This is a genomic window from Streptomyces sp. NPDC001415, assembly GCF_053597395.1.
This window is the reverse complement of sequence record NZ_JBSFIE010000062.1, coordinates 1-18,948: the sequence shown is the minus strand read 5'-3', so window position 1 is coordinate 18,948 and position 18,948 is coordinate 1. Positions and strand designations below refer to the sequence as shown.

Sequence of the window (18,948 nt, the reverse complement as noted above, 5' to 3'; positions counted from 1 at the left end):
CCCGGTTACATTCCGAACCCGGAAGCTAAGCCTTTCAGCGCCGATGGTACTGCAGGGGGGACCCTGTGGGAGAGTAGGACGCCGCCGAACAAATTTTAGGGAAAACCCCGCACCAGACTCTCAGAGTCACGGTGCGGGGCTTTTTCGCGTTGTGGCAGTATCGGTCCATGGAACATGTCATACGCCCCGTCCGCGCCGACGAATGGCGGAAGTCCAAGGAGCTGCGGCTGGCTTCGCTGGCTGATCCCGCTGCTCCTGTAGCCTTCCTGGACACGCTTGAGAACGCGGCCGCGCGGCCCGATTCGCACTGGCAGGAGCGGGTGGCCGGGGTCTCGCAGGGTAATTCCGCCCGGCATTTCATCGCTGAGGGGCCCGACGGCGAATGGGCCGGCGGTGTTGTGGTGCTGGTCGAGGCCGAGGGCAGTCTCGATGTCTTCGGGAACCGGATCGCCTCGCCGCAGGCGCAACTTGTGGGCGTGTTCGTACGGCCCGAGCACCGCGGAGTCGGGCTGACCGAGCGGCTTTTCGCGGCCGCGATGGAATGGGCCTGGTCGCTGGAAGAGCCGCGGGTGAACCGGGTTCGGCTCTTCGTGCACGAGAACAACCCGCGCGCCCAGGGCTTCTACCGGAAGATCGGCTTCGTATCGACCGGAGTCACCGCGTTGCTGTCCGGCGACGGCTGCCACGACCTTGAGATGGAGGTTGTGCGGCCGTAGCGGCCGCAGCCGTATTTCTCTGACTCCTCTTACGTGGCTGCCCTTAGGTAAGCGCCTCGGTCCAGCGGGCCTTGGCCTGTTCTGGCGAGCGGAGCAGGACCAGGGGCGGCATGCCCTGGTCCTGACCGGTCGACAGCAGCTCCGGAAGTCGGGGAAGCGGAGCCACGGCCGCGACGTCGTCCAGGACGAGCGTCATTGGTGGGTCGAGGCGACCGTCAGATGACCGTTCGGCCATGCGGCGGCCGCGCTCGACCACGTCTGAGGCGAGTGCCGTGAGCAGGGGCATCGCGGCGGGATGGGACCGGGGGTTCTCGATCGGTTCACCCACCACATAAAGGGTGCCCCCCTCGTTCACAAATGATTCCAGGGCGAGCGAATCTGCTCGATTTGGTGTGCAGGCGTCGCGGATGTGGATCGAGGAGAGACAGGCGAGGGCTCGGGCCGTCAACTCCTGGGCGATTTCCCGGCGTTCGGGGTACGCGGTGAGGGCCGACTCCAGGAGCCCCGCGCCGCCGCTCTGCGCCTTGGGGTGGGTACGGAGGATGCGTACGGCGTCCTGGACCGCTGTTCCCTGGGCCCAGCGGTGCAGCTGCTTCATCGCCCTGCCGTCGCGGCTGTCCAGGGCCGCGGCGTGCAGCCAGCAGCGCAGGAGGGTTTCCGCGGTGTCTGCCATGGCGGCGTCCACGCGGGCCTGGGGGCGGACGGGGGCGAGGAGCGCGACCGCCCTCGCTGCCGCGGTGTCCGGGTCTTCGCAGCCGGCTGTGGGGGACCAGTGGAGTCTGGCGGGGGTGTCGCAGCGGTGGGTCGGGTCGTAGACGTGTACGGGGCCGAGCTTTGCTCTGGCGTCCTTTGTTTCTGCCCACAGGGTGGGGTCCGAGGTGACGATGAGGGCTGCGCCCTCGGCGTCCTGGATTGCCTGTAGGGCTCTGGGTCTTCTTGCTTCTGGGGGGCCGAAGAGTAGGCGCTGCTCCGCCCGGGGGGCTGGGAATTGCTCCACTGGCGTGGGGGCGGGTTCCCTTGCGGGGGTGGGGAGTTGCAGGGACCCGGGGCTGTCGGGTCGCGCGGGGTTTGGTGCGACCGGTTGGCCGAGGTCGGGGTCGGGGGCGGTGACCGGGGTTCCGGCTGGCGGGGTTCGTTGTGCCCACCCTTCCCCGAGGTCTGGGCTTCGCTCGACCAGGGGAGACCCCAATCGTCCTGCGGAACGACTGTCCACAGCGGGAGTGGAGGGGGCCGGGAACGTGCCGCCCACAGCGGGAGTGAAGGGGGCGGGATGTGTATCCCGAGCGACTTCTGCTTCCTGCCTCGCTCTCGCCCTGACCGCCCGCCACCGCGTGAACGTCCCCAGCGCGAAGATCGCCAGGACGATCGCGATCAGTAGCTCGCCGATCAGCAGACCCCAGAACAGGCCGTAGCCCGAGAGGGAGTCCGGGGGTGTGTCCGGCCAGGCCGCCGGCAGGTCGTGAGGGGCTGTGACCAGGGAACGCAGGGCCAGCGGGCTGTGGGTGAACGTTACGGCGGGGGGCCAGGCTCCGTGGGTGAAGAGGCCGGCCAAGCCCGTGGCCGTCCATACCAGGACCGTCAGGCCCAGGAGGAAGGCCAGCAGACCCACCAGGAGTCCGTCCGGGATGCCGCGCTGGTCGCTGCCGCGCTGGTCGCCTCTCGGGGTGCCCGTTCCGCTCACCTCACGCCACCGTGCCCTCGGCGGACAGTTGTTGTTCCACCAGCGCCGCTCGGCGTTCTGTTTCTGATTCGAGCTGGGAGTCCAACTCCGAGGCCAGGATGTTGTCCGTCGCCGCCGATTCCGTCATGGCGCGGTCCGTGAAGACCAGGGGGCGTTCGCGTTCTGTGATCAGGTGCTTCACCACTTGGACGTTGCCGTTCACGTCCCATACCGCGATGCCTGGGGTGAGGGTGGGGATGATCTCCACCGCCCAGCGGGGTAGGCCCAGGACCCTTCCCGTTGCCCTTGCCTCGTCCGCTTTCTGCGCGTAGATCGTCCGCGTCGACGCCATTTTCAGGATCGCCGCCGCCTCCCTCGCTGCCGCGCCGTCCACCACGTCGCTCAGGTGGTGGACCACCGCCACGAACGACAGGCCCAGGCGGCGGCCGAACTTCAGCAGACGCTGGAAGAGTTGGGCCACGAACGGGCTGTTGATGATGTGCCAGGCCTCCTCGACCAGGAAGATGCGCTTCTTCCGGTCGGGGCGGATCCAGGTGTGCTCCAGCCATACGCCCACGATCGCCATCAGGATCGGCATCGCGATCGAATTTCGATCGATGTGGGAGAGGTCGAACACGATCAGGGGGGCGTCCAGGTCGATGCCGACCGTCGTCGGGCCGTCGAACATGCCGCGAAGGTCGCCGTCGACCAGGCGGTCCAACACCAGGGCGACGTCCAGGCCCCAGGCTCGTACGTCGTCTATGTCGACGTTCATCGCCTCGGCCGACTCGGCCTCGGGGTGGCGGAGTTGCTCGACGATGTCCGTCAGGACCGGCTGGCGGTCCGTGATCGTGGCGTTGACGTACGCATGCGCAACCTTGAGAGCGAAACCCGATCGTTCGTCCAGGCCGTGTCCCATCGCAACTTCGATGATCGTTCGAAGCAGCGCGAGCTGGCCCGTCGTCGTGATCGCCGGGTCCAGGGGGTTGAGCCGGATGCCGCCGTCCATCGCGGTCATCGGGTCGAGCCGGATGGGAGTTATCCCCAGCTCGCGCGCGATGAGGTTCCACTCGCCGACGCCGTCCTCGCCCTGCGCGTCGAGTACGACGACCTGCCGGTCGCGGAACCTCAACTGCCTGAGTACGTACGTCTTTTCAAGCGCCGACTTGCCGTTGCCGGACTCGCCGAGCACCAGCCAGTGCGGGGCCGGGAGCTGCTGTCCGTACAGCTGGAAGGGGTCGTAGATGTAGCCCTTGCCGCTGTACACCTCGCGCCCGATGATCACGCCGGAGTCGCCGAGGCCGGGGGCCGCGGTCGGCAGGTAGACGGCCTGGGCCTGGCCCGTGGAGGTGCGGACGGGCAGCCGGGTGGTCTCCACCTTGCCGAAAAGCAGGGAGGTGAAGGCGTCGGTGATGAGAGACAGCGGATCTCGCATGGCGGGTACTGCCTCTCAACTAGCGGCGGATTCCGGTCGCGAACGGCAAGGTGTTGACGAAGGCCCGGTGGTGCTCGCGGTCGCACCACTCCAGCTTCAGATACGACTTGCCGGCGGAGGCTCTGATGGTCCGCTTGTCGCGGGCCAGCGCCTCCGGTGAACGCGAGGACACCGTGATGTAGCCGACCAGGTTGACGCCCGCGGCGCCGCTCGCGAGGTCCTCGCCGCGCTGGTCGAGACGCCCGTGGGCAGCGATGTCGCGCGGGTCGACGGTGCGGTTCATCTTGGCCGCGCGGGACGCCTCTGCCTCGTCGTTGGTCTTTTCCGTGAGCATTCGCTCAATCGCAACTTCGGTCGGTTCGAGATCCATGCAAACGGCCACCGTACGGATCACATCCGGGGTGTGGACGAGCAGCGGGGCCAGGAAGTTGACGCCGACCGGGGTCATCGGCCACTCCTTGACCCACGCGGTGGCGTGGCACCAGGGCGCCCGCGTCGAGGACTCGCGGGTCTTGGCCTGGAGGTACGTCGGCTCGACGGCGTCCAGCTCGGCCGGCCAGGCGTTGCGCTTGGTCATGGCCTGGATGTGGTCGATGGGGTGGTCCGGGTCGTACATGGAGTGCACGAGCGAGGCGAGCCGGCTCTGGCCGAGCGGCTGGCGTACGCGGATGTCGGCCTCCGCCAACCGGGCGCAGATGTCGGTGAGTTCGCGAGCCATGACGACCGCGAGGCCCGCGTCGCGGTCGAGTTTGCGGCCGTGCGGGTTGGCGGCGCGGGCCATCGCGTGGGCCTCGGCGGCGAGTTCGCGGCTGTACTGCATGCAGGCCACGAGGTAGGCGCGGTGCTGCTCGCTGGAGGTGGACACCATCGACTGGAGCTGCTCGTACGACTCCTGGAGCCAGTCGGGGGACTTGGCGTCGCCGCGTTGGGCCACGTCCTTGGCGTGTGCGTCGGGGTCGGCGGGCAGGGTGCGGGCCAGCATCTGAAGCCTCGTCACAAAGCCGTCGCCGTTGGCGACATGCTTGAGCAGCGTGCCGAAGCGGTCGACCAGGGCCTCCTGGTCCTCGCTGTCGCGCAGGCCGACGCCGGGCCCCTCGATCTCGATCGCGGCGGTGACCGTACGCCGGTCCGCGTGCAGCAGGACGGCGATCTCGTCCGGGCCGAAGGGGGCCGCGAGCCAGCTGATGTGACCGATGCCGGGCGGCGGCCCGACCTCGACCTCGCGCCCGTCGAGGCTCACTCCGGCCTCGGCCGCGCCCGAGCGGTAAGTGGTGCCGCGCCGCAGCGAGCGCTTATAACTGCGGTTGATTTCAAACCACTTGTAGAACGTACGGTGCTTGTACGGGAGGTACACCGCGGCGAGCGCCAGGAACGGGAAGCCCATCAGGAGCACGATCCGCAGGGACAGGACGGGGACGAGCAGCCCGCACATCATGCCGAGGAACGCGCCGCCGATGATCAGTACGATCTCGCCGGTCTCGCGGTTCTTGCCGACGACGGCCGACGGCCGGGCGCGGCCGATCAGATACGTACGGCGGGGCGCGACCGGCTGGGACTGGGTCGTCAACGCCCTCCACCTCCAGTGTTCTTGTTACGGGTGTGCGGTGTGCCGGACGTCGGCGCGGAGCCGCGCCGCGGCGGAGGTGCGGCGGAGGGGACAGTTCCGCCGCCGACCCCGCCGCCGGAGCCCCGGCTGCTGTGGGCGGCCACGCCGCCGGACACGGGGTTGGCGGGGCGGGCCTGGGCGGCACCGCCCCCCTGGTTGCCCCGGCCGCTGTGGGTCTTGATGCCCTGCGAGACGAGAGCGGCGGGTGAGGAGATGACGGCGGCGGCCTGGGAGCCGTCGGTGGCCTGTTTGCGGTTCGTACGGGCCGAGGCGATCTCGTCGCCGAAGCCGGGCACGAAGCGGTAGATCATCGCCGAGGCGAAGATCGCAAGCAGGATGATGGCCAGGCCGGAGACGACGGCCGAGAACGAGTCGGGACCCTTGCCGGAGGACAGGGCACCGGCGAGGCTGAGGACGATCACGATGATGGGTTTCACCAGGATGATCGCGATCATGATCCCGGCCCAGCGGCGGACATGGCCCCACATGTTCTTGTCGACGAGCCCCGAGTACACGACGACGCCGAGCAGCGCTCCCACGTACAGCAGGAGGGCGCGGATGTAGAGCTCCAGGAAGAGCACGCCGGCCGCGAGGATCGTGACCAGGGAAACGACGATCAGCATGATCGGGCCGCCGCCGATGTCCGTGCCCTTCTTGAGCGCGGCCGAGAACGAACCGAAGAAGACGTCGGTCTGGTCGCCGGTGCCGGAGGCGATGACGTCGGTGACGGCGTCCGTGGCGTTGACGACGGTGTAGAGGATCAGCGGGGTGAACGCGGAGGCGAGCACGGTCAGCCACAGGAAGCCGACGGCTTCCGAGATCGCGGTCGACAGCGGCACCCCGCGGATGGCCCGCTTGGTGACGGCGAGCAGCCACAGGACGAGCGTGAGGACCGTGGCGGCGGCGAAGACGACGGCGTAGCGGCCGAGGAAGGCGGGGTCGGTGAAGTCCACCTTGGCGGCGGTCTTCACGAACTTGGAGAGCGTGTCGACGACCCAGATTGCGGCGTCGGCGCAGCCCTTGGCCAGGGAGCTCAGCGGGTCGGATGCGCCGGCGGTATCGGTGGGGGGTGTGCTGCCGGTTTTGCTGGAGCCGGATTCGCAGTAGTCCCTGGCGGGGCCACGAATGAGGTCGCAGGCGTTGTTGCTCGGGCTCGGGCTGGGGCTCGGACTGCCGACCGGTGGCCCGCTCGGCGTGGGAGTGGGCGCGGCATACGCCCTGCTCGCGAGCAGGATGGCCGCCGTCTGGACGGCAGTGAAGGCGACAGCGATCGAGGAGGCGCTGCGGGGCGGCTTACCGGGCATACGTGAACCCTCCGAACTGCTCCACGGCGTCGGTCATGTCCTTGGCCGGAGCGGCGGCCTGGTCACGGCCGACGGGCGCCGGACCGTCCTTCTGCGAGAAGTCGGTGACCTTCCAGTCCCCGCCGGTCCATTTGAGATGGAACGTGTTCGTGAACCAGCTCTCGGACACCGGGTTCTTGGAGCCCTCGCCCGCCAGCCCGAACAGCGCCGAGTACCAGACCGACACGGTCGCGGTGGCGCCGTCGAACGTGTCGGCCTTGGAACCGACCGGGTTGGTCCGGGAGATGAACGTCTGCCCAGCGGGCGCCGTGCCGTCCGGGTTGAGGCCGATGCGGGTCAGGAAGTCCTTCCCGGAGTACACCTTGTCGAGGTCGCCCTGCCGGGCCGCCGCGACATCGGGGGCGTACACCGTGTTCACGATCTCGTGCCGGCGGCTGGTGCTGAACATGCCCTCCGAACCCAGCGCCACCGCGTAATTGGCCGCTGCCGACTGCGCCCCCTGCTCAGTCTGCGCAAACCCCGACGCGATTCCCGCCTGCTTGCCGTCCACCGGCTTCGTGCCCGTGGCCGCCGTCGACTGCGCTTCCGGCTTCTTCGCGCTCTGGCCGTCCGAGGAGGAACCGGAATCCCCGCCCCGGTTCGCGAAGGCGATCGCGGCCACCAGCAGGACCACGACGCCCACGACCATCACAAGGGAGCGGTTGTTGCGCGGGGGGCGGCGGGTGCCGCCGTAGATGTCGCCGGCGCCTTCGGGCAGGCGGGTGCGGGTCTGGCGGGTGCCGCCGAGCGTGCTGAAGCGGTCGTCGCCGTGGCCCGGATCGCCCCCGCCGTGGCCCGGCTCGTCGTCGAAACTCATGCCTGCGCCCCCTCGACCGTGTGCGGTTCCGCGTAGTACGACGGTAGCCGTGCTGGTTCCCGCGCGGGCGCGGTGTGGTGACTCGACATCAGGGAGATGCAACCTCTGCCGTTGGGCACGACGGACGGGTGGTGTGAGGGGGGACGGAAAGGGGGAACGGGCCAGCTGACGAGGCGTCAGACGGCCATTCCGTACACGATGGTGAAGAGCGTGCCCAGCGAGCCGATGATGAAGACTCCGGTCAGGCCGGCCACGATCAGGCCCTTGCCCTGTTCGGCGCTGAAGGTGTCGCGCAGCGCCGTCGCTCCGATCCGTTGTTTGGCCGCGCCCCATACCGCGATGCCGAGGCAGAGGAGGATGGCTACGGCCATCACCACCTCGACCATGATGCGGGCCTCGTTGCCGAGCGTCCCGAACGGCCCCCAGTTGGGGGCGATTCCGCCGATGATGGTGGTGATGTCGCCTTTTCCGGCTGCCAGGTACATGTAACTCACCGCCCCTGTCGGGTAGTTCGAAGCCCCTGCCCCACGGCATGGGTCAGATCCTATCTTCGCTGATGAAACCGTCGGAGTAGGACGCCTTGACGCCTCTCTTTACCCGCCCCCGCGAGACAGCGCCGGTCGCACCGCCCTGACCTGCGGTGAATCGGATGTATGCGAAAACGCGTATGGTTACTCTGTGTATCACGCGAGGTGACTCCGGGCAATGGCTGTCAGTTGTCGCATCCTTGGGTCGCTTGTCGTGCCGGCGGGTGTCGCCGCAGGTGGTCCAAAGCCGGGGGCCCCGGGGGCCGGGCGGCGTGAGTCAGGTATCGGCCTGCTGGGGCCGGGGGAAGAGTCAAAGAAACTTCTCAGGAAAGGCTCATGGTCGTTCTCAGCCGGGCCCGCGAGAGTCACAGTGTTTCGCAGTCCGCAAGCAGGCCCGCCGACCACCAGGAGACGCACCGTATGAAGCGCACTGGCATCTCCGGGATGAAGTACGCGACCACCGTGCGCGGAAGATTCGGCGCGCTGTCGGCCGTGGCGGTGCTGCTGGTCATACCGACGTACGGGGACCATGACGCGGCGGCGAAGAACCAGACCGAGGCGGCGCCGGCCACGGCGGTCAACGCCCGGGTGGGCGCGCTGTTCAAGGGGGACCTCGACGGCGGGCACTACTGCACCGCGTCGGTCGTGCACAGTTCGGGCCGCGACCTCATCGTCACCGCCGCGCACTGCCTGCCCGCGGACGAGTCGGAGGGCGGCAAGGCGGTGTTCGTGCCGGCCTACCGGGACGGTTCGGCGCCGTACGGGACCTGGCCGGTGCAGTCCGTGTACGCCGACGACAATTGGAACGAGGACGGCGACCAGGACAGCGACGTCGCCTTCGCGGTGCTCGGGCCCGGCTCGGACGGCGGCAAGAAGGTCGAGGACGCGGTGGGCGCCGCCCCGCTGTTCACCGGCCGCGCCACGGGGCGCTCCGTGACCGTCACCGGCTACCCGGGCGACGCCGAGGAGCCGCAGGTCTGCACGAACACGTCCATCGCGTACGGCGACACCCAGCAGCGCGTCGACTGCCCCGACTTCCCCGGCGGCACCAGCGGCAGCCCCTGGGTCGTCGAGGGCGGGGCGGTCGCGGGGGTGATCGGGGGGTATGAGTTCGGCGGCGACGACCCCGACGTCTCGTACAGCATCGTCTTCGGGCAGCACACCAAGTCGCTGTACAAGCTCGCGGAGGCGGCGGGCGACCCGAAGCCCGCGGGCGTCCCGAAGCCTGTGGGCGACCCGAAGTCGGCGGCGGCAGGTGTGGCGGTCGCCCCTCAACCCACCGTCGCCAGTACGCCATTGACTACGAATCAGGCGATTCCGTGCGCCTGCGTACTTCCTTGATCACGGCCTGATCACCCGGCTTTTGACCGCGGACGGTCACATGACAGGGTTGGGCGGTGGATGCGCTCAGGCCTCGGCAGGATCCGGAACGGATCGGTACGTACGCGTTGCTCGCACGCCTCGGCGCGGGCGGGATGGGGATGGTCTACCTCGGGCGCTCGCCCGGCGGCCGCCTCGTCGCGATCAAGGTGATCAAAGACGAGATCACCGACCACCCCGAGGCCCTGACCCGCTTCCGGCGCGAGGCGGAGACCGTGCGGGCGGTGCGCAGCGCGTACACCGCGAACCTCATCGACGCGTCGCTGTCCGCGCCGCCGTACTGGCTGGCCACGGAGTACGTCGCCGGGCCGACGCTCTCCCACGCGGTGCGCGAGCGGGGCGCGTTCCCCGCGGACACGTGCCGCCGCCTTTTCGCGGCCCTCGCGGAGGGCCTGGCGAGCGTGCACGGGTACGGGGTCACCCACCGCGACCTGAAGCCCCAGAACGTCATCCTGTCGCCCCAGGGCCCGCAGTTGATCGACTTCGGGATCGCGAAGGGGGCGGCGGACACGGCGCTCACTCAGACGGGGCTGGCACCCGGCACGCCGGGGTTCACCGCACCCGAGGTCCTGATGCGCAATCAGGTCAGTGCGGCAGCCGATGTGTTCGCCCTCGGGGCGACGCTCGCCTTCGCGGCGACGGGGCGGCCGCCGTTCGGCGCCGGGCCGATGGACGCGGTGTCGTACCGGGCGGTGCACGAGGACATTGACCTCGCCGGGGTCGAGCCCGGGCTCGCCGCGCTGATCCGGGCGTGCGCGGCCAAGGACCCGGCCAAGCGGCCGTCGCCCACCGAGGTCATCGCCCGTTGCGCGGTGGGCTCCGCACTGGCCGAGGACCCGTACTACCAGTCGCTCGCGAGCCTCGCCGAAGAGGTCCCGGCGTCCACGATGCGGGCCCCGCACGAACTGCCCACGATGGGCCCGGGCTACGTCCCGACCCAGTCGACACCACAGCCCGGCTACATACCGACCCTGGCCCCGCAGGGCACGACGGCCCCCGCCGCACCTCGTTCCCGGCGCACGCCGTGGATGGTGACGGCGGCGGTGGCGGTCGTGCTGGGGGTGACAGTGGGGGTCACGGTGTGGGCCGTACGCGACAACGGGGGCGGGGGCGCGCAGGCGGAGGGCGGCGCGAAGGGGCCGTCACCGGCGTCCTCTTCCGCCAAGCCCGAGGGGAGCGCGTCACCCGGGCCCAGCGGGAGCGCCTCGCCCTCCGGCGGTGGGCAGACCCCGAAGGGGCCACCGCAGTTCATCGAGCAGACCGCGCCGTCAGGGGACTTCTGGTCGGGAAAGTCGCACCGGTGCAACCTCCCGGCTGAAGAGGCCGCGCACCTCCAGTTCCAGTACGCGGTCACGACCGGCGAGGAGTACCCGGACGACGACGTGCCGCCCGGCAAGGTACGTATCGGCTACCGGCTGAAGGACGAGGACCCCGGGCTGGACCCGTACTACCTCTCGGTGGCGGTCAAGCCGCTCCACGAACTCGACGCCCAGGGCAGCCCCACGGCCAGTGGCAACAACCGGCAGTTGGGGTTCATGAGCAAGGTGACCAACATGTACGCGCCCGGCCAGACGGAGTGGAAGTACTTCACCTATCCCGATGACTTCACCTACCGGGCCGGTGGCAAGGTGCTTCCCGCCATCCCCCTCAGCAGAGACCCGGGGGAGTGGACGGTGACGTACCGCCATGTGAAGGGGACCAAGGACTACAAGAGCGTCGTGTGCGACGGCTTCATGGCCGGATGAGCAACGTCCTGACATGAGTGCCCGAGAACTGGCGGTGAACTGAGCCCCGATGGGGGAGGGTTGAGGGGTGCGCAGAGTCTGGGTGGTCGGCGGGATCGGGTTCGGGGTGTGCCTGAGCTTCATCGCGCTGCTCGTCGTCGGTACGTATTCGGCCGCTGCCGGCCTCGCCTCCAGTATGGGAGGCGGCCGGGCGGTCGGGCTGGCCAAGGGCGCGGTCCCCTCGGTGTACCAGCCCATCGTGCAGAAGTGGGGCAATCTCTGCCCCGCCCTCAACGCGGCGATGCTCGCGGCGCAGCTCTACTCGGAGAGCGGCTGGAAGACCAGCGCCGTCAGTCCGGTCAACGCGCAGGGCATCGCCCAGTTCATGCCCGACACCTGGGCCAGCCACGGCATCGACGGCAATGGCGACGGCAAACGCGACATCTGGGACCCCCAGGACGCCATTCCGTCAGCTGCCTCGTACGACTGCGAATTGGCCAAATACGTCAAGGACGTTCCCGGCGACGCGAGCGACAACATGCTCGCCGCTTACAACGCCGGCGCATACGCCGTCATCAAGTACAAGGGTGTTCCGCCCTACCCGGAAACCCAGGGCTACGTAAAAACCATCCGCTCCCTGGAGAAGAGCTTCGCCGCTCCTGTTGGCCGGGTGCAGCCCTCGCAGCAGGCGGCCGGGGCCATCTACTACGCGCAGCAGAAGCTCGGGACGCCCTACCTCTGGGGTGGGGAGGGGACGCCCGAGCAAGGGGGGCGGTTCGACTGTTCGGGGCTTACGCAGGCCGCTTACCAGAGCGTCGGGATCACGCTGCCGCGCGTCGCCAACGACCAGTACAACGCCGGCCCGCACCCCGCCCGGAACGAGCTGCTCCCCGGCGACCTCGTGTTCTTCTCGACCGACCTCAGCAACTCGCGGGCCATCCATCACGTCGGCCTGTACGTGGGCGGCGGGTACATGATCAACGCCCCCTACACCGGCGCCGTCATCCGCTTCGACAAGATCGATGCGCCCGACTACTTCGGCGCGACCCGGGTCACGAAGGACGGCGCCGCGGCCCTGCCCACGTTCAAACCGGGGGCTTGAACAAGCTCCCCCGGTGGCTCGAACTCTCCGTGAAGCCAAGGCCCTGAGCTGCGACGATGAGTCACTCTTCGATAACGTCGACGTGATCATTCAGTGGAGAGTGGAACGCGGCGGGCACCGAGGGCGTTCCCTGGACAGTGACTGATGTACGTACTGACCACGGGGGTTGGTAGCGCAGGCCGGAACAAGGCAAGGGGCCGCAGCATGGCTGGACTCGCATTCGACGGAGCGAATCCCGATGTCAGCCTGCTCTACGACATCAACGGACTCGCCAAGGACGCCCCGTCGTGGCTCGACCGAGTGATGGGGTTCGTGGGGGAGTACGGGATCCTGCTCGGCCTCGTGCTCGTCGTGCTGTGGTGCTGGTGGAGCGTGCGGCGCGGGGAGGACCGGCAGTCGGCGGTCGCGTCCGTCGCCGGGATCGTGTGGGCGCCGCTGGCCGCCGCGATCGCCGTCGTGGTCAACATCCCCATCCGCGGCTTCGTGGAACGGCCGAGGCCCTTCCTCGACCACAAGGGCCTCGATGTCCTGGCCGACGGCAAGACCGACTTCTCGTTCGTCTCCGACCACGCCACCCTCGCCATGGCGATCGGGGCCGGACTCTTCGTCGCCAACCGGAAGTTCGGCCTCATCGCGCTCGGCCTCGCCCTGCTCGAAGGTTTCTGCCGGGTCTACATGGGCGTGCACTACCCGACCGACGTCGTGGGCGGTTTCGCGCTCGGCACCGCCGTCGCGCTGCTGCTCGCCCCGCTCGCCCAGATGCTGCTCACCCCGGTCGTCGCGGCCGTCGCCCGGTCGCCGCGGCTCGGCCGCCTGGTCCACTCGCGCAAAGCGCTGACGGTGGTCCCGGCCGCGTCCGGCGGCGCTGTCGAGTACCCGGGGTCCGAGGAGCGTGACCTCGCCGCCTGATCTGACGCCTGGTCAGCTGGCTGTCATTCGGAGAGCCCCGGATCAGAGTGCCTGGGGGAAGTCGAAGAGCCTCGTCGGGTCGTACTGCTTCTTGAGCTGGGCCAGGCGCGGCGCGGCCGAACCGTAGTAGGCCGTACGCCAGTCGGTGAGGGACGGGTCCGGATAGTTCTGGTAGGCCGCGCCCGACGCGTACGGGCGCATCGCGTCGTGCGTGCGGGTCAGCCAGGCCTGCTGGCTCGCGCCCGATGTGCCCGGCCGCCATGAGGCGATGTACTGGGCGAGCACCCGCGAGGTGCGGTGCACGAAGGCGGTGGCGTCGGGGGCGACCCGGTTGACGGCGCCTCCGAGCGCGGTGAGCACGATGGTGCCGCCGCCCCCGTTGTCCGCCGCCGCTATGCGGCTGAACTCCTCGGCGCCGGTGAGGAGTTGACGTATTCCTCCCGCCGGGATCGCCTTGGTGTAGAAGTCGGACTTCGCGGCGTACGTCTCGCGCTGGAGCACTCCTTGCGGGGAGCGGCCCGGGGTCTTGCCGGGCATGCGGCACTGGGCCTGGCTGAAGGTGGAGCACCCCGCGTACAGCAGCATCGCGTCCTGGAAGCCGGTGCGGTGCAGGGACACGGTGGCCGCCGGTGCGCCCGCGCGGTCGGCGAGGCGGTCGAGGGCGTTCTGCAGATCGCCGTACGAACCGATGGAGAACGCCGCGACGTTGACGGTCGGGTCGCTGCCGCCGGCCGCCCCCGCCACGTGCGCGGCGGACCATATCTCGTCCGCCTGGTCCGGCCCCCACTCCTGCCAGGCCTCGATCACGCCCCGCGCCTGCCGCCAGGGCCAGGTCAGATAGGCGGTCACGCCCTGGGGAGCTTCGTGCGTACGGAAGGTGAAGCCCGTGACCACCCCGAAGTTGCCGTTGCCCGCGCCGCGCAGGGCCCAGAACAGATCCGGGTTCTGCTTCGCGCTCGCCGTCAGTTTTCGGCCATCAGCGGTGACGAGGCTCGCGGAGGTCAGGTTGTCGCAGGTCAGCCCGTACGCGCGGGCCGTGACGCCGTGTCCGCCGCCCAGGGTCAGGCCCGAGACGCCGACCGTGGGGCAGGAACCGCCGGGGATCGTGCGGCCGCTCTTGGCGAGGCCGGTGTAGACGTCGATCAGCCGCGCGCCCGCGCCGACGGTGCCGTCGTCCGCCACACCGTTCAGCCGCGATACGTCGATGACCAGGCGGCCCGTGCCGGATGACCACCCGGCGTAGCTGTGGCCTCCGCTGCGGACGGATATCGGGGTGCGGTGGGCTCGGGCGTAGGCGAGGCATTCCTGTACGTCCGCCTCGTGGGCGACGTATGCGACCGCGTCGGGCTTCTGGTTGTCGTAGCGGGTGTTGTACAGCTGGCGGGCGGTGGCGTAGTCGGCGTCGTCGGGGCGGACGAGTTTGCCCTGGAGGGAGTGGGCGAGGGCGGGCCAGTCCGCGGGCTCGGCCTTCGAGGGGCTGGTGGAGGTCGTGCCGGGCGGGGTCGGTTTCTGCCTCCCGGTGCCTGTGTTGGCGCCTGGGCCGGTGCCGGTGGTGCAGGCCGCTGCGGTGAGGGCGGTGGGGGCGGCTGCGGCTGCGGTCAGGAGGGTGCGGCGGTGCAATTCGGGACTCCCGGGGGGCTTGTGGGGCGGGTGGGGTGCTGGGCTGGCTTCTTCCCCACCCCGCCCCTTCCCCAGACCCTCCGGGGGATGCCTGCACGGGCACCCTGCCAAGGATCACGCTGCCAGGGGTGCGGGGAACTGCGTGATCAGCTCCCCACGGCCCGACGGGGACCGACCGCCCAACCGCGTGCGCGCTCAAGCAGGGTGGACGTGGCGTCTCCGGGGCCGGTCAGTTGCCGGGCCGGATCGAGAGGGGCGGGTTGTGGGTCTGGGCGTCTGTTCTGGCCCTGTCGCGGCTTCGGCGGGCCGGGCCCGTCCAGCCGCAGGAGCAACGGGCGATGGCGAAGCTGCCGCGTTCCGTGATGGTGGTCTGGTGGGGCACTTCACCACCGTACTGCGGGCGTGACGGGGGCCGTACCGGAGTCGTTAGGAGTACGGGCTAGGCCAGTGGGCGTTGGGGGTTTGGCGGCGATGGTGGTGCAACGGCACGGAGCCGGGCGAGCGGGTGCGATCGTGTCCGCCGCGCTGGTGGGCGGGGTGATCGCGGGCGCCGCCGGGTGTGGCGGGAACAGCGCGGGGGGCGCGGGCGGGGGCAGCGCCGCGGACCCTGCGGCACTGGTGCGGAACGCCGCCGATCGCCTTGTGGAGGCGGGGAGTTCGAGTGCCACCACCTCCATGGAAATGGCCACGGGGGGCACCCGCATCACGATCCGCGGGCAGGGAACGTACGACTTCCGGCGCAGGACCGGGCACTTGACGGTGGTGCTGCCCAAGGACGCCGCGGGGGAGACCGACCATCAGCCGATCACCGAACTCCTCGCGCCCGGCGCGCTCTACATGAAGAACCGCGGGGCCGGGGTGCCCGCCGACAAGTGGGTGCGGGTCGACACCGCCGCGCTCGCCGACGGCAACCTCGTCACGGGCGGCGCCACCGACCCGTACGCGGCCGCCGAACTGCTGCGCGGCGCGCAGGGCGTGACGTACGTCGGTGAAGAGCATCTCGCCGGGGTGAAGGTGCGGCACTACCGGGGGAGCGCGGTACTGCCCGCGAAGGTGGTGAAAGGGTTCTCCAAGGGGGCTGTGCCGTTCGACGCGTACCTCGACGAGGCGGGGCGGCTGTGCAAGGTGCGCCAGCAGTTCATCTACGTCAACGGGGGCCGGCCCGTCGCGGTCGCCTCGACGACGTTGCTGTACGGGTTCGGGGCGGCCGTGAGCGTACGGCTGCCGGACGCGCGGGACATCTTCGACGGGAAGATCCAGCCGTAATCAGCCAGAAATGGCCCCCTCAGGTGGGCCTGTGGTGGCGGAAATGGTCCGTCCGTGCCATGCGCGGTCCGTGTCCCTCTCCCTACGCTAGGAAGCCGACGATGGCGAGAAGAGCGGGAAGAGGTCGAGGAAGAGGTGATGTGCGTGGCTTCGCTTCGCGGTGCGACCGTCCAGGACCACGTGGCCCTCGTCGAGATCGAGCTGTGCGGGGAATTGATGATCGCGGCGTCCTCCGCGGAGGGGGACCGGCTCAGTCCGGACCTCATCGACGAGGTGCTGAACGTGGGGCAGCCCGGCCCGCCCGGGCAGCCGCTGGAACATAGTCCCCGGGGATAGGCCTCACCGGCTGTCGGGGTGACACAGGGCGCGGCAGGTCCGTTCCCGCCGCGCCCTGCGCCTGCGCCCGCGTTCTCGCCTCACGTACGCATCATGCGGGCGATGGCCTTGGTGGCCTCCTCGACCTTGGCGTCGATCTCGTCGCCGCCCTTCACCGCCGCGTCCGCCACGCAGTGCCGCAAGTGCTCCTCCAGGAGCTGGAGCGCGAAGGACTGCAGGGCCTTGGTGGACGCGGAGACCTGGGTGAGTATGTCGATGCAGTAGACGTCCTCGTCGACCATCCGCTGAAGACCGCGGATCTGGCCCTCGATCCGGCGCAGCCGCTTGAGGTGCTCGTCCTTCTGCTTGTGGTAGCCGTGCACGCCGTGGTCGTGATCGGTCACAGGGGTCTCGACCGGGGGGCCGGCTGCCTCGGTGGTCGTCATCGCGTCCTCCCGTTGTCTGCCATGTGCCTGGTGGCCTGCCGTGTGGGGCAAGGGGTTCGATACCCCTCATGGGTATATGGTAACGAATTTCCGGATCCCCGACGGGGGCCCGTGCTGATCACTGTGCCTGATGGGCGACACTGAAGAACGCCGGTTAGCCGTGGCCGGATGATGCGCCTAGCATCAGCCTGACCGAATCCCAAGCACTCCGAGGACCCCACGTGCGCTTTCGTCTGACCCCCAGGGAGACGAGCTTCTACGACATGTTCTCCGCATCCGCGGACAACATCGTCACGGGCTCGAAGCTCCTCATGGAACTGCTCGGAGCGGATTCCGCGTCCCGGGCCGAGATCGCGGAGCGCATGCGGGCAGCGGAGCACGCGGGGGACGATGCCACCCACGCGATCTTCCACCAGCTGAACTCCTCGTTCATCACGCCGTTCGACCGCGAGGACATCTACAGCCTCGCCTCGTGCCTCGACGACATCATGGACTTCATGGAGGAGGCCGTCGACCTGGTCGTCCTCTACAACGTGGAGGAACTGCCCAAGGGCGTCGAGCAGCAGATCGAGGTGCTGAACCGGGCGGCCGTGCTGACCGCCGAGGCGATGCCGAACCTGCGCACGATGTCCAATCTGACCGAGTACTGGATCGAGGTCAACCGCCTGGAGAACCAGGCCGACCAGATCCACCGCAAGCTGCTCGCCCACCTCTTCAACGGCAAGTACGACGCCATCGAGGTGCTGAAGCTGAAGCAGATCGTGGACGTGCTCGAAGAGGCGGCGGACGCGTTCGAGCACGTGGCGAACACGGTGGAGACCATCGCCGTCAAGGAGTCCTGACCCGGTCATGGACACCTTTGCATTGATCGTGACCATCGGGGTCGCGCTCGGATTCACGTATACGAACGGCTTCCACGACTCGGCGAACGCCATCGCCACGTCGGTATCGACGAGGGCGCTCACCCCGCGTGCCGCGCTCGCGATGGCCGCCGTCATGAACCTCGCCGGCGCCTTCCTCGGCAGCGGCGTGGCCAAGACCGTGAGCGAGGGGCTCATCTCCACGCCCGAGGGCAACAAGGGGATGGGGATCCTGTTCGCGGCGCTGATCGGCGCGATCATCTGGAACCTGGTCACCTGGTACTTCGGGCTTCCCTCGTCCTCCTCGCACGCCCTGTTCGGCGGCATGGTCGGGGCGGCGCTCGCGGGCGGGACCACCGTGTACTGGTCCGGCGTGCTCGACAAGGTCGTCATCCCGATGTTCATCTCGCCGGTGATCGGCCTGCTCGTCGGCTACCTCGTGATGTGCGCGATCCTGTGGATGTTCCGCAAGGCCAACCCGCACAAGGCCAAGCGCGGGTTCCGTATCGCGCAGACCGTCTCGGCGGCCGGCATGGCACTCGGCCACGGCCTCCAGGACGCGCAGAAGACCATGGGCATCGTGGTGATGGCGCTGACCATCGCCGACGTGCAGTCCGCGGGCGACGAGATCCCGATCTGGGTCAAGATCGCATGCGCGGCCATGCTGTCGCTCGGTACGTACGCGGGTGGCTGGCGGATCATGCGGACGCTGGGGCGGAAGATCATCGAGCTGGATCCGCCGCAGGGGTTCGCCGCGGAGACGACGGGTGCCTCGATCATGTTCGGGTCCGCGTTCCTGTTCCACGCGCCGATCTCCACGACGCATGTGATCACCTCGGCGATCATGGGCGTGGGGGCGACGAAGCGGGTCAACGCGGTGCGGTGGGGGGTCGCGAAGAACATCATCCTGGGGTGGTTCATCACGATGCCGGCGGCGGCGCTGGTCGCCGCGTTGAGCTATCTCGTGGTGCGGCTGTTCTTCGGGTAACCCTTCGTGGGTGCGGAGTTGTGCCCCGCCCCGCCCCTTCCCGCAACCCTCCGGGGGCGGGTGATTCGGCTGCGGATCGTGGCTGGTTGCTCGTTCCCCCGGGCGTGTGGACAGCCCCGGGGTCCGGGGCGCAGCCCTGAGAGCCTGTGTCTGAACCCCGCCCGGGCCCGTGACGTCTGGCACGCACTCCCCCAAGGCCTTAAGGGCCAGGGGGGACCCCCATGCCGCGTTGCC

General features: G+C 69.3%; 17 protein-coding genes and 1 rRNA gene. 10 read left to right on the top strand and 8 right to left on the bottom strand.

The window, feature by feature from the left end; genetic code table 11:
* Both rrf and ACWC2B_RS37270 read left to right on the top strand, forming a co-directional pair.
* Positions 1 to 90: ribosomal RNA gene (gene rrf, locus ACWC2B_RS37275) — 5S ribosomal RNA — on the top strand; the annotation flags it as partial.
* Between the two features lie 77 nt (positions 91 to 167).
* Complete coding sequence (locus ACWC2B_RS37270; RefSeq protein ID WP_450724663.1) at positions 168 to 716, top strand: GNAT family N-acetyltransferase; 549 nt, start codon at positions 168 to 170, stop codon at positions 714 to 716.
* A gap of 43 nt (positions 717 to 759) precedes the next feature.
* On the opposite strand, the gene ACWC2B_RS37265 is transcribed toward ACWC2B_RS37270, so the two are convergent.
* The 6 genes from ACWC2B_RS37265 to ACWC2B_RS37240 form a co-directional block, all read right to left on the bottom strand.
* Complete coding sequence (locus ACWC2B_RS37265; protein WP_450724661.1) at positions 760 to 2,397, bottom strand: type VI secretion protein; 1,638 nt, start codon at positions 2,395 to 2,397, stop codon at positions 760 to 762.
* Between the two features lies 1 nt (position 2,398).
* Positions 2,399 to 3,811, bottom strand: a complete 1,413-nt coding sequence (locus ACWC2B_RS37260) for an ATP-binding protein (RefSeq protein WP_450724659.1) — start codon at positions 3,809 to 3,811, stop codon at positions 2,399 to 2,401.
* Between the two features lie 19 nt (positions 3,812 to 3,830).
* Complete coding sequence (locus ACWC2B_RS37255) at positions 3,831 to 5,378, bottom strand: SCO6880 family protein (protein ID WP_450724657.1); 1,548 nt, start codon at positions 5,376 to 5,378, stop codon at positions 3,831 to 3,833.
* A complete protein-coding gene (locus ACWC2B_RS37250; protein WP_450724655.1) occupies positions 5,375 to 6,721 on the bottom strand; it encodes a hypothetical protein in 1,347 nt (448 codons plus the stop codon). Before ACWC2B_RS37250 ends, ACWC2B_RS37255 begins: the two co-directional genes overlap by 4 nt.
* Positions 6,711 to 7,577, bottom strand: coding sequence for a hypothetical protein (locus ACWC2B_RS37245; protein WP_450724653.1), 867 nt, complete (start codon positions 7,575 to 7,577; stop codon positions 6,711 to 6,713). The genes ACWC2B_RS37250 and ACWC2B_RS37245 overlap by 11 nt, the downstream gene beginning before the upstream one ends.
* Positions 7,578 to 7,753: 176 nt before the next feature.
* Positions 7,754 to 8,062: a hypothetical protein gene (locus tag ACWC2B_RS37240; protein WP_053729027.1), complete on the bottom strand. Its 309-nt coding sequence runs from the start codon at positions 8,060 to 8,062 to the stop codon at positions 7,754 to 7,756.
* Positions 8,063 to 8,524: 462 nt separating this feature from the next.
* On the opposite strand from ACWC2B_RS37240, the gene ACWC2B_RS37235 reads away from it, so the two are divergent.
* The 4 genes from ACWC2B_RS37235 to ACWC2B_RS37220 all read left to right on the top strand — a co-directional run bounded on the left by ACWC2B_RS37235 (position 8,525) and on the right by ACWC2B_RS37220 (position 13,219).
* Positions 8,525 to 9,445 (top strand): trypsin-like serine peptidase, encoded by a 921-nt coding sequence (locus ACWC2B_RS37235; protein ID WP_450724651.1) that lies wholly within the window; start codon positions 8,525 to 8,527, stop codon positions 9,443 to 9,445.
* Positions 9,446 to 9,501: 56 nt separating this feature from the next.
* Positions 9,502 to 11,229 (top strand): serine/threonine-protein kinase, encoded by a 1,728-nt coding sequence (locus tag ACWC2B_RS37230; protein ID WP_450724649.1) that lies wholly within the window; start codon positions 9,502 to 9,504, stop codon positions 11,227 to 11,229.
* Positions 11,230 to 11,296: 67 nt separating this feature from the next.
* On the top strand, positions 11,297 to 12,310 hold the full coding sequence (locus ACWC2B_RS37225; protein ID WP_450724647.1) for a bifunctional lytic transglycosylase/C40 family peptidase: 1,014 nt from the start codon (positions 11,297 to 11,299) through the stop codon (positions 12,308 to 12,310).
* 204 nt (positions 12,311 to 12,514) lie between these two features.
* Entirely contained in the window at positions 12,515 to 13,219 is a 705-nt protein-coding gene (locus tag ACWC2B_RS37220; protein WP_450724645.1) for a phosphatase PAP2 family protein, read from the top strand.
* Positions 13,220 to 13,261: 42 nt separating this feature from the next.
* Here the strand turns inward: ACWC2B_RS37220 and ACWC2B_RS37215 are convergent, their stop codons facing one another.
* A complete protein-coding gene (locus tag ACWC2B_RS37215) occupies positions 13,262 to 14,839 on the bottom strand; it encodes an FAD-binding oxidoreductase (RefSeq protein ID WP_450724643.1) in 1,578 nt (525 codons plus the stop codon).
* A gap of 471 nt (positions 14,840 to 15,310) precedes the next feature.
* Between ACWC2B_RS37215 and ACWC2B_RS37210 the strand changes: the two genes are divergently transcribed.
* A complete protein-coding gene (locus ACWC2B_RS37210) occupies positions 15,311 to 16,105 on the top strand; it encodes a hypothetical protein (protein ID WP_450724641.1) in 795 nt (264 codons plus the stop codon).
* 138 nt (positions 16,106 to 16,243) lie between these two features.
* Entirely contained in the window at positions 16,244 to 16,441 is a 198-nt protein-coding gene (locus tag ACWC2B_RS37205; protein ID WP_450724639.1) for a hypothetical protein, read from the top strand.
* An 80-nt stretch (positions 16,442 to 16,521) separates the two neighbouring features.
* Here ACWC2B_RS37205 and ACWC2B_RS37200 read toward each other — a convergent pair whose 3' ends face one another.
* Positions 16,522 to 16,866, bottom strand: coding sequence for a metal-sensitive transcriptional regulator (locus tag ACWC2B_RS37200; RefSeq protein WP_053729023.1), 345 nt, complete (start codon positions 16,864 to 16,866; stop codon positions 16,522 to 16,524).
* A gap of 221 nt (positions 16,867 to 17,087) precedes the next feature.
* Here ACWC2B_RS37200 and ACWC2B_RS37195 point away from each other — a divergent pair, with 221 nt between their 5' ends.
* Both ACWC2B_RS37195 and ACWC2B_RS37190 read left to right on the top strand, forming a co-directional pair.
* A complete protein-coding gene (locus tag ACWC2B_RS37195) occupies positions 17,088 to 17,708 on the top strand; it encodes a DUF47 domain-containing protein (protein WP_450724637.1) in 621 nt (206 codons plus the stop codon).
* Between the two features lie 7 nt (positions 17,709 to 17,715).
* Positions 17,716 to 18,714, top strand: a complete 999-nt coding sequence (locus ACWC2B_RS37190) for an anion permease (protein WP_450724635.1) — start codon at positions 17,716 to 17,718, stop codon at positions 18,712 to 18,714.
* The last annotated feature ends 234 nt before the right edge of the window (positions 18,715 to 18,948 follow it).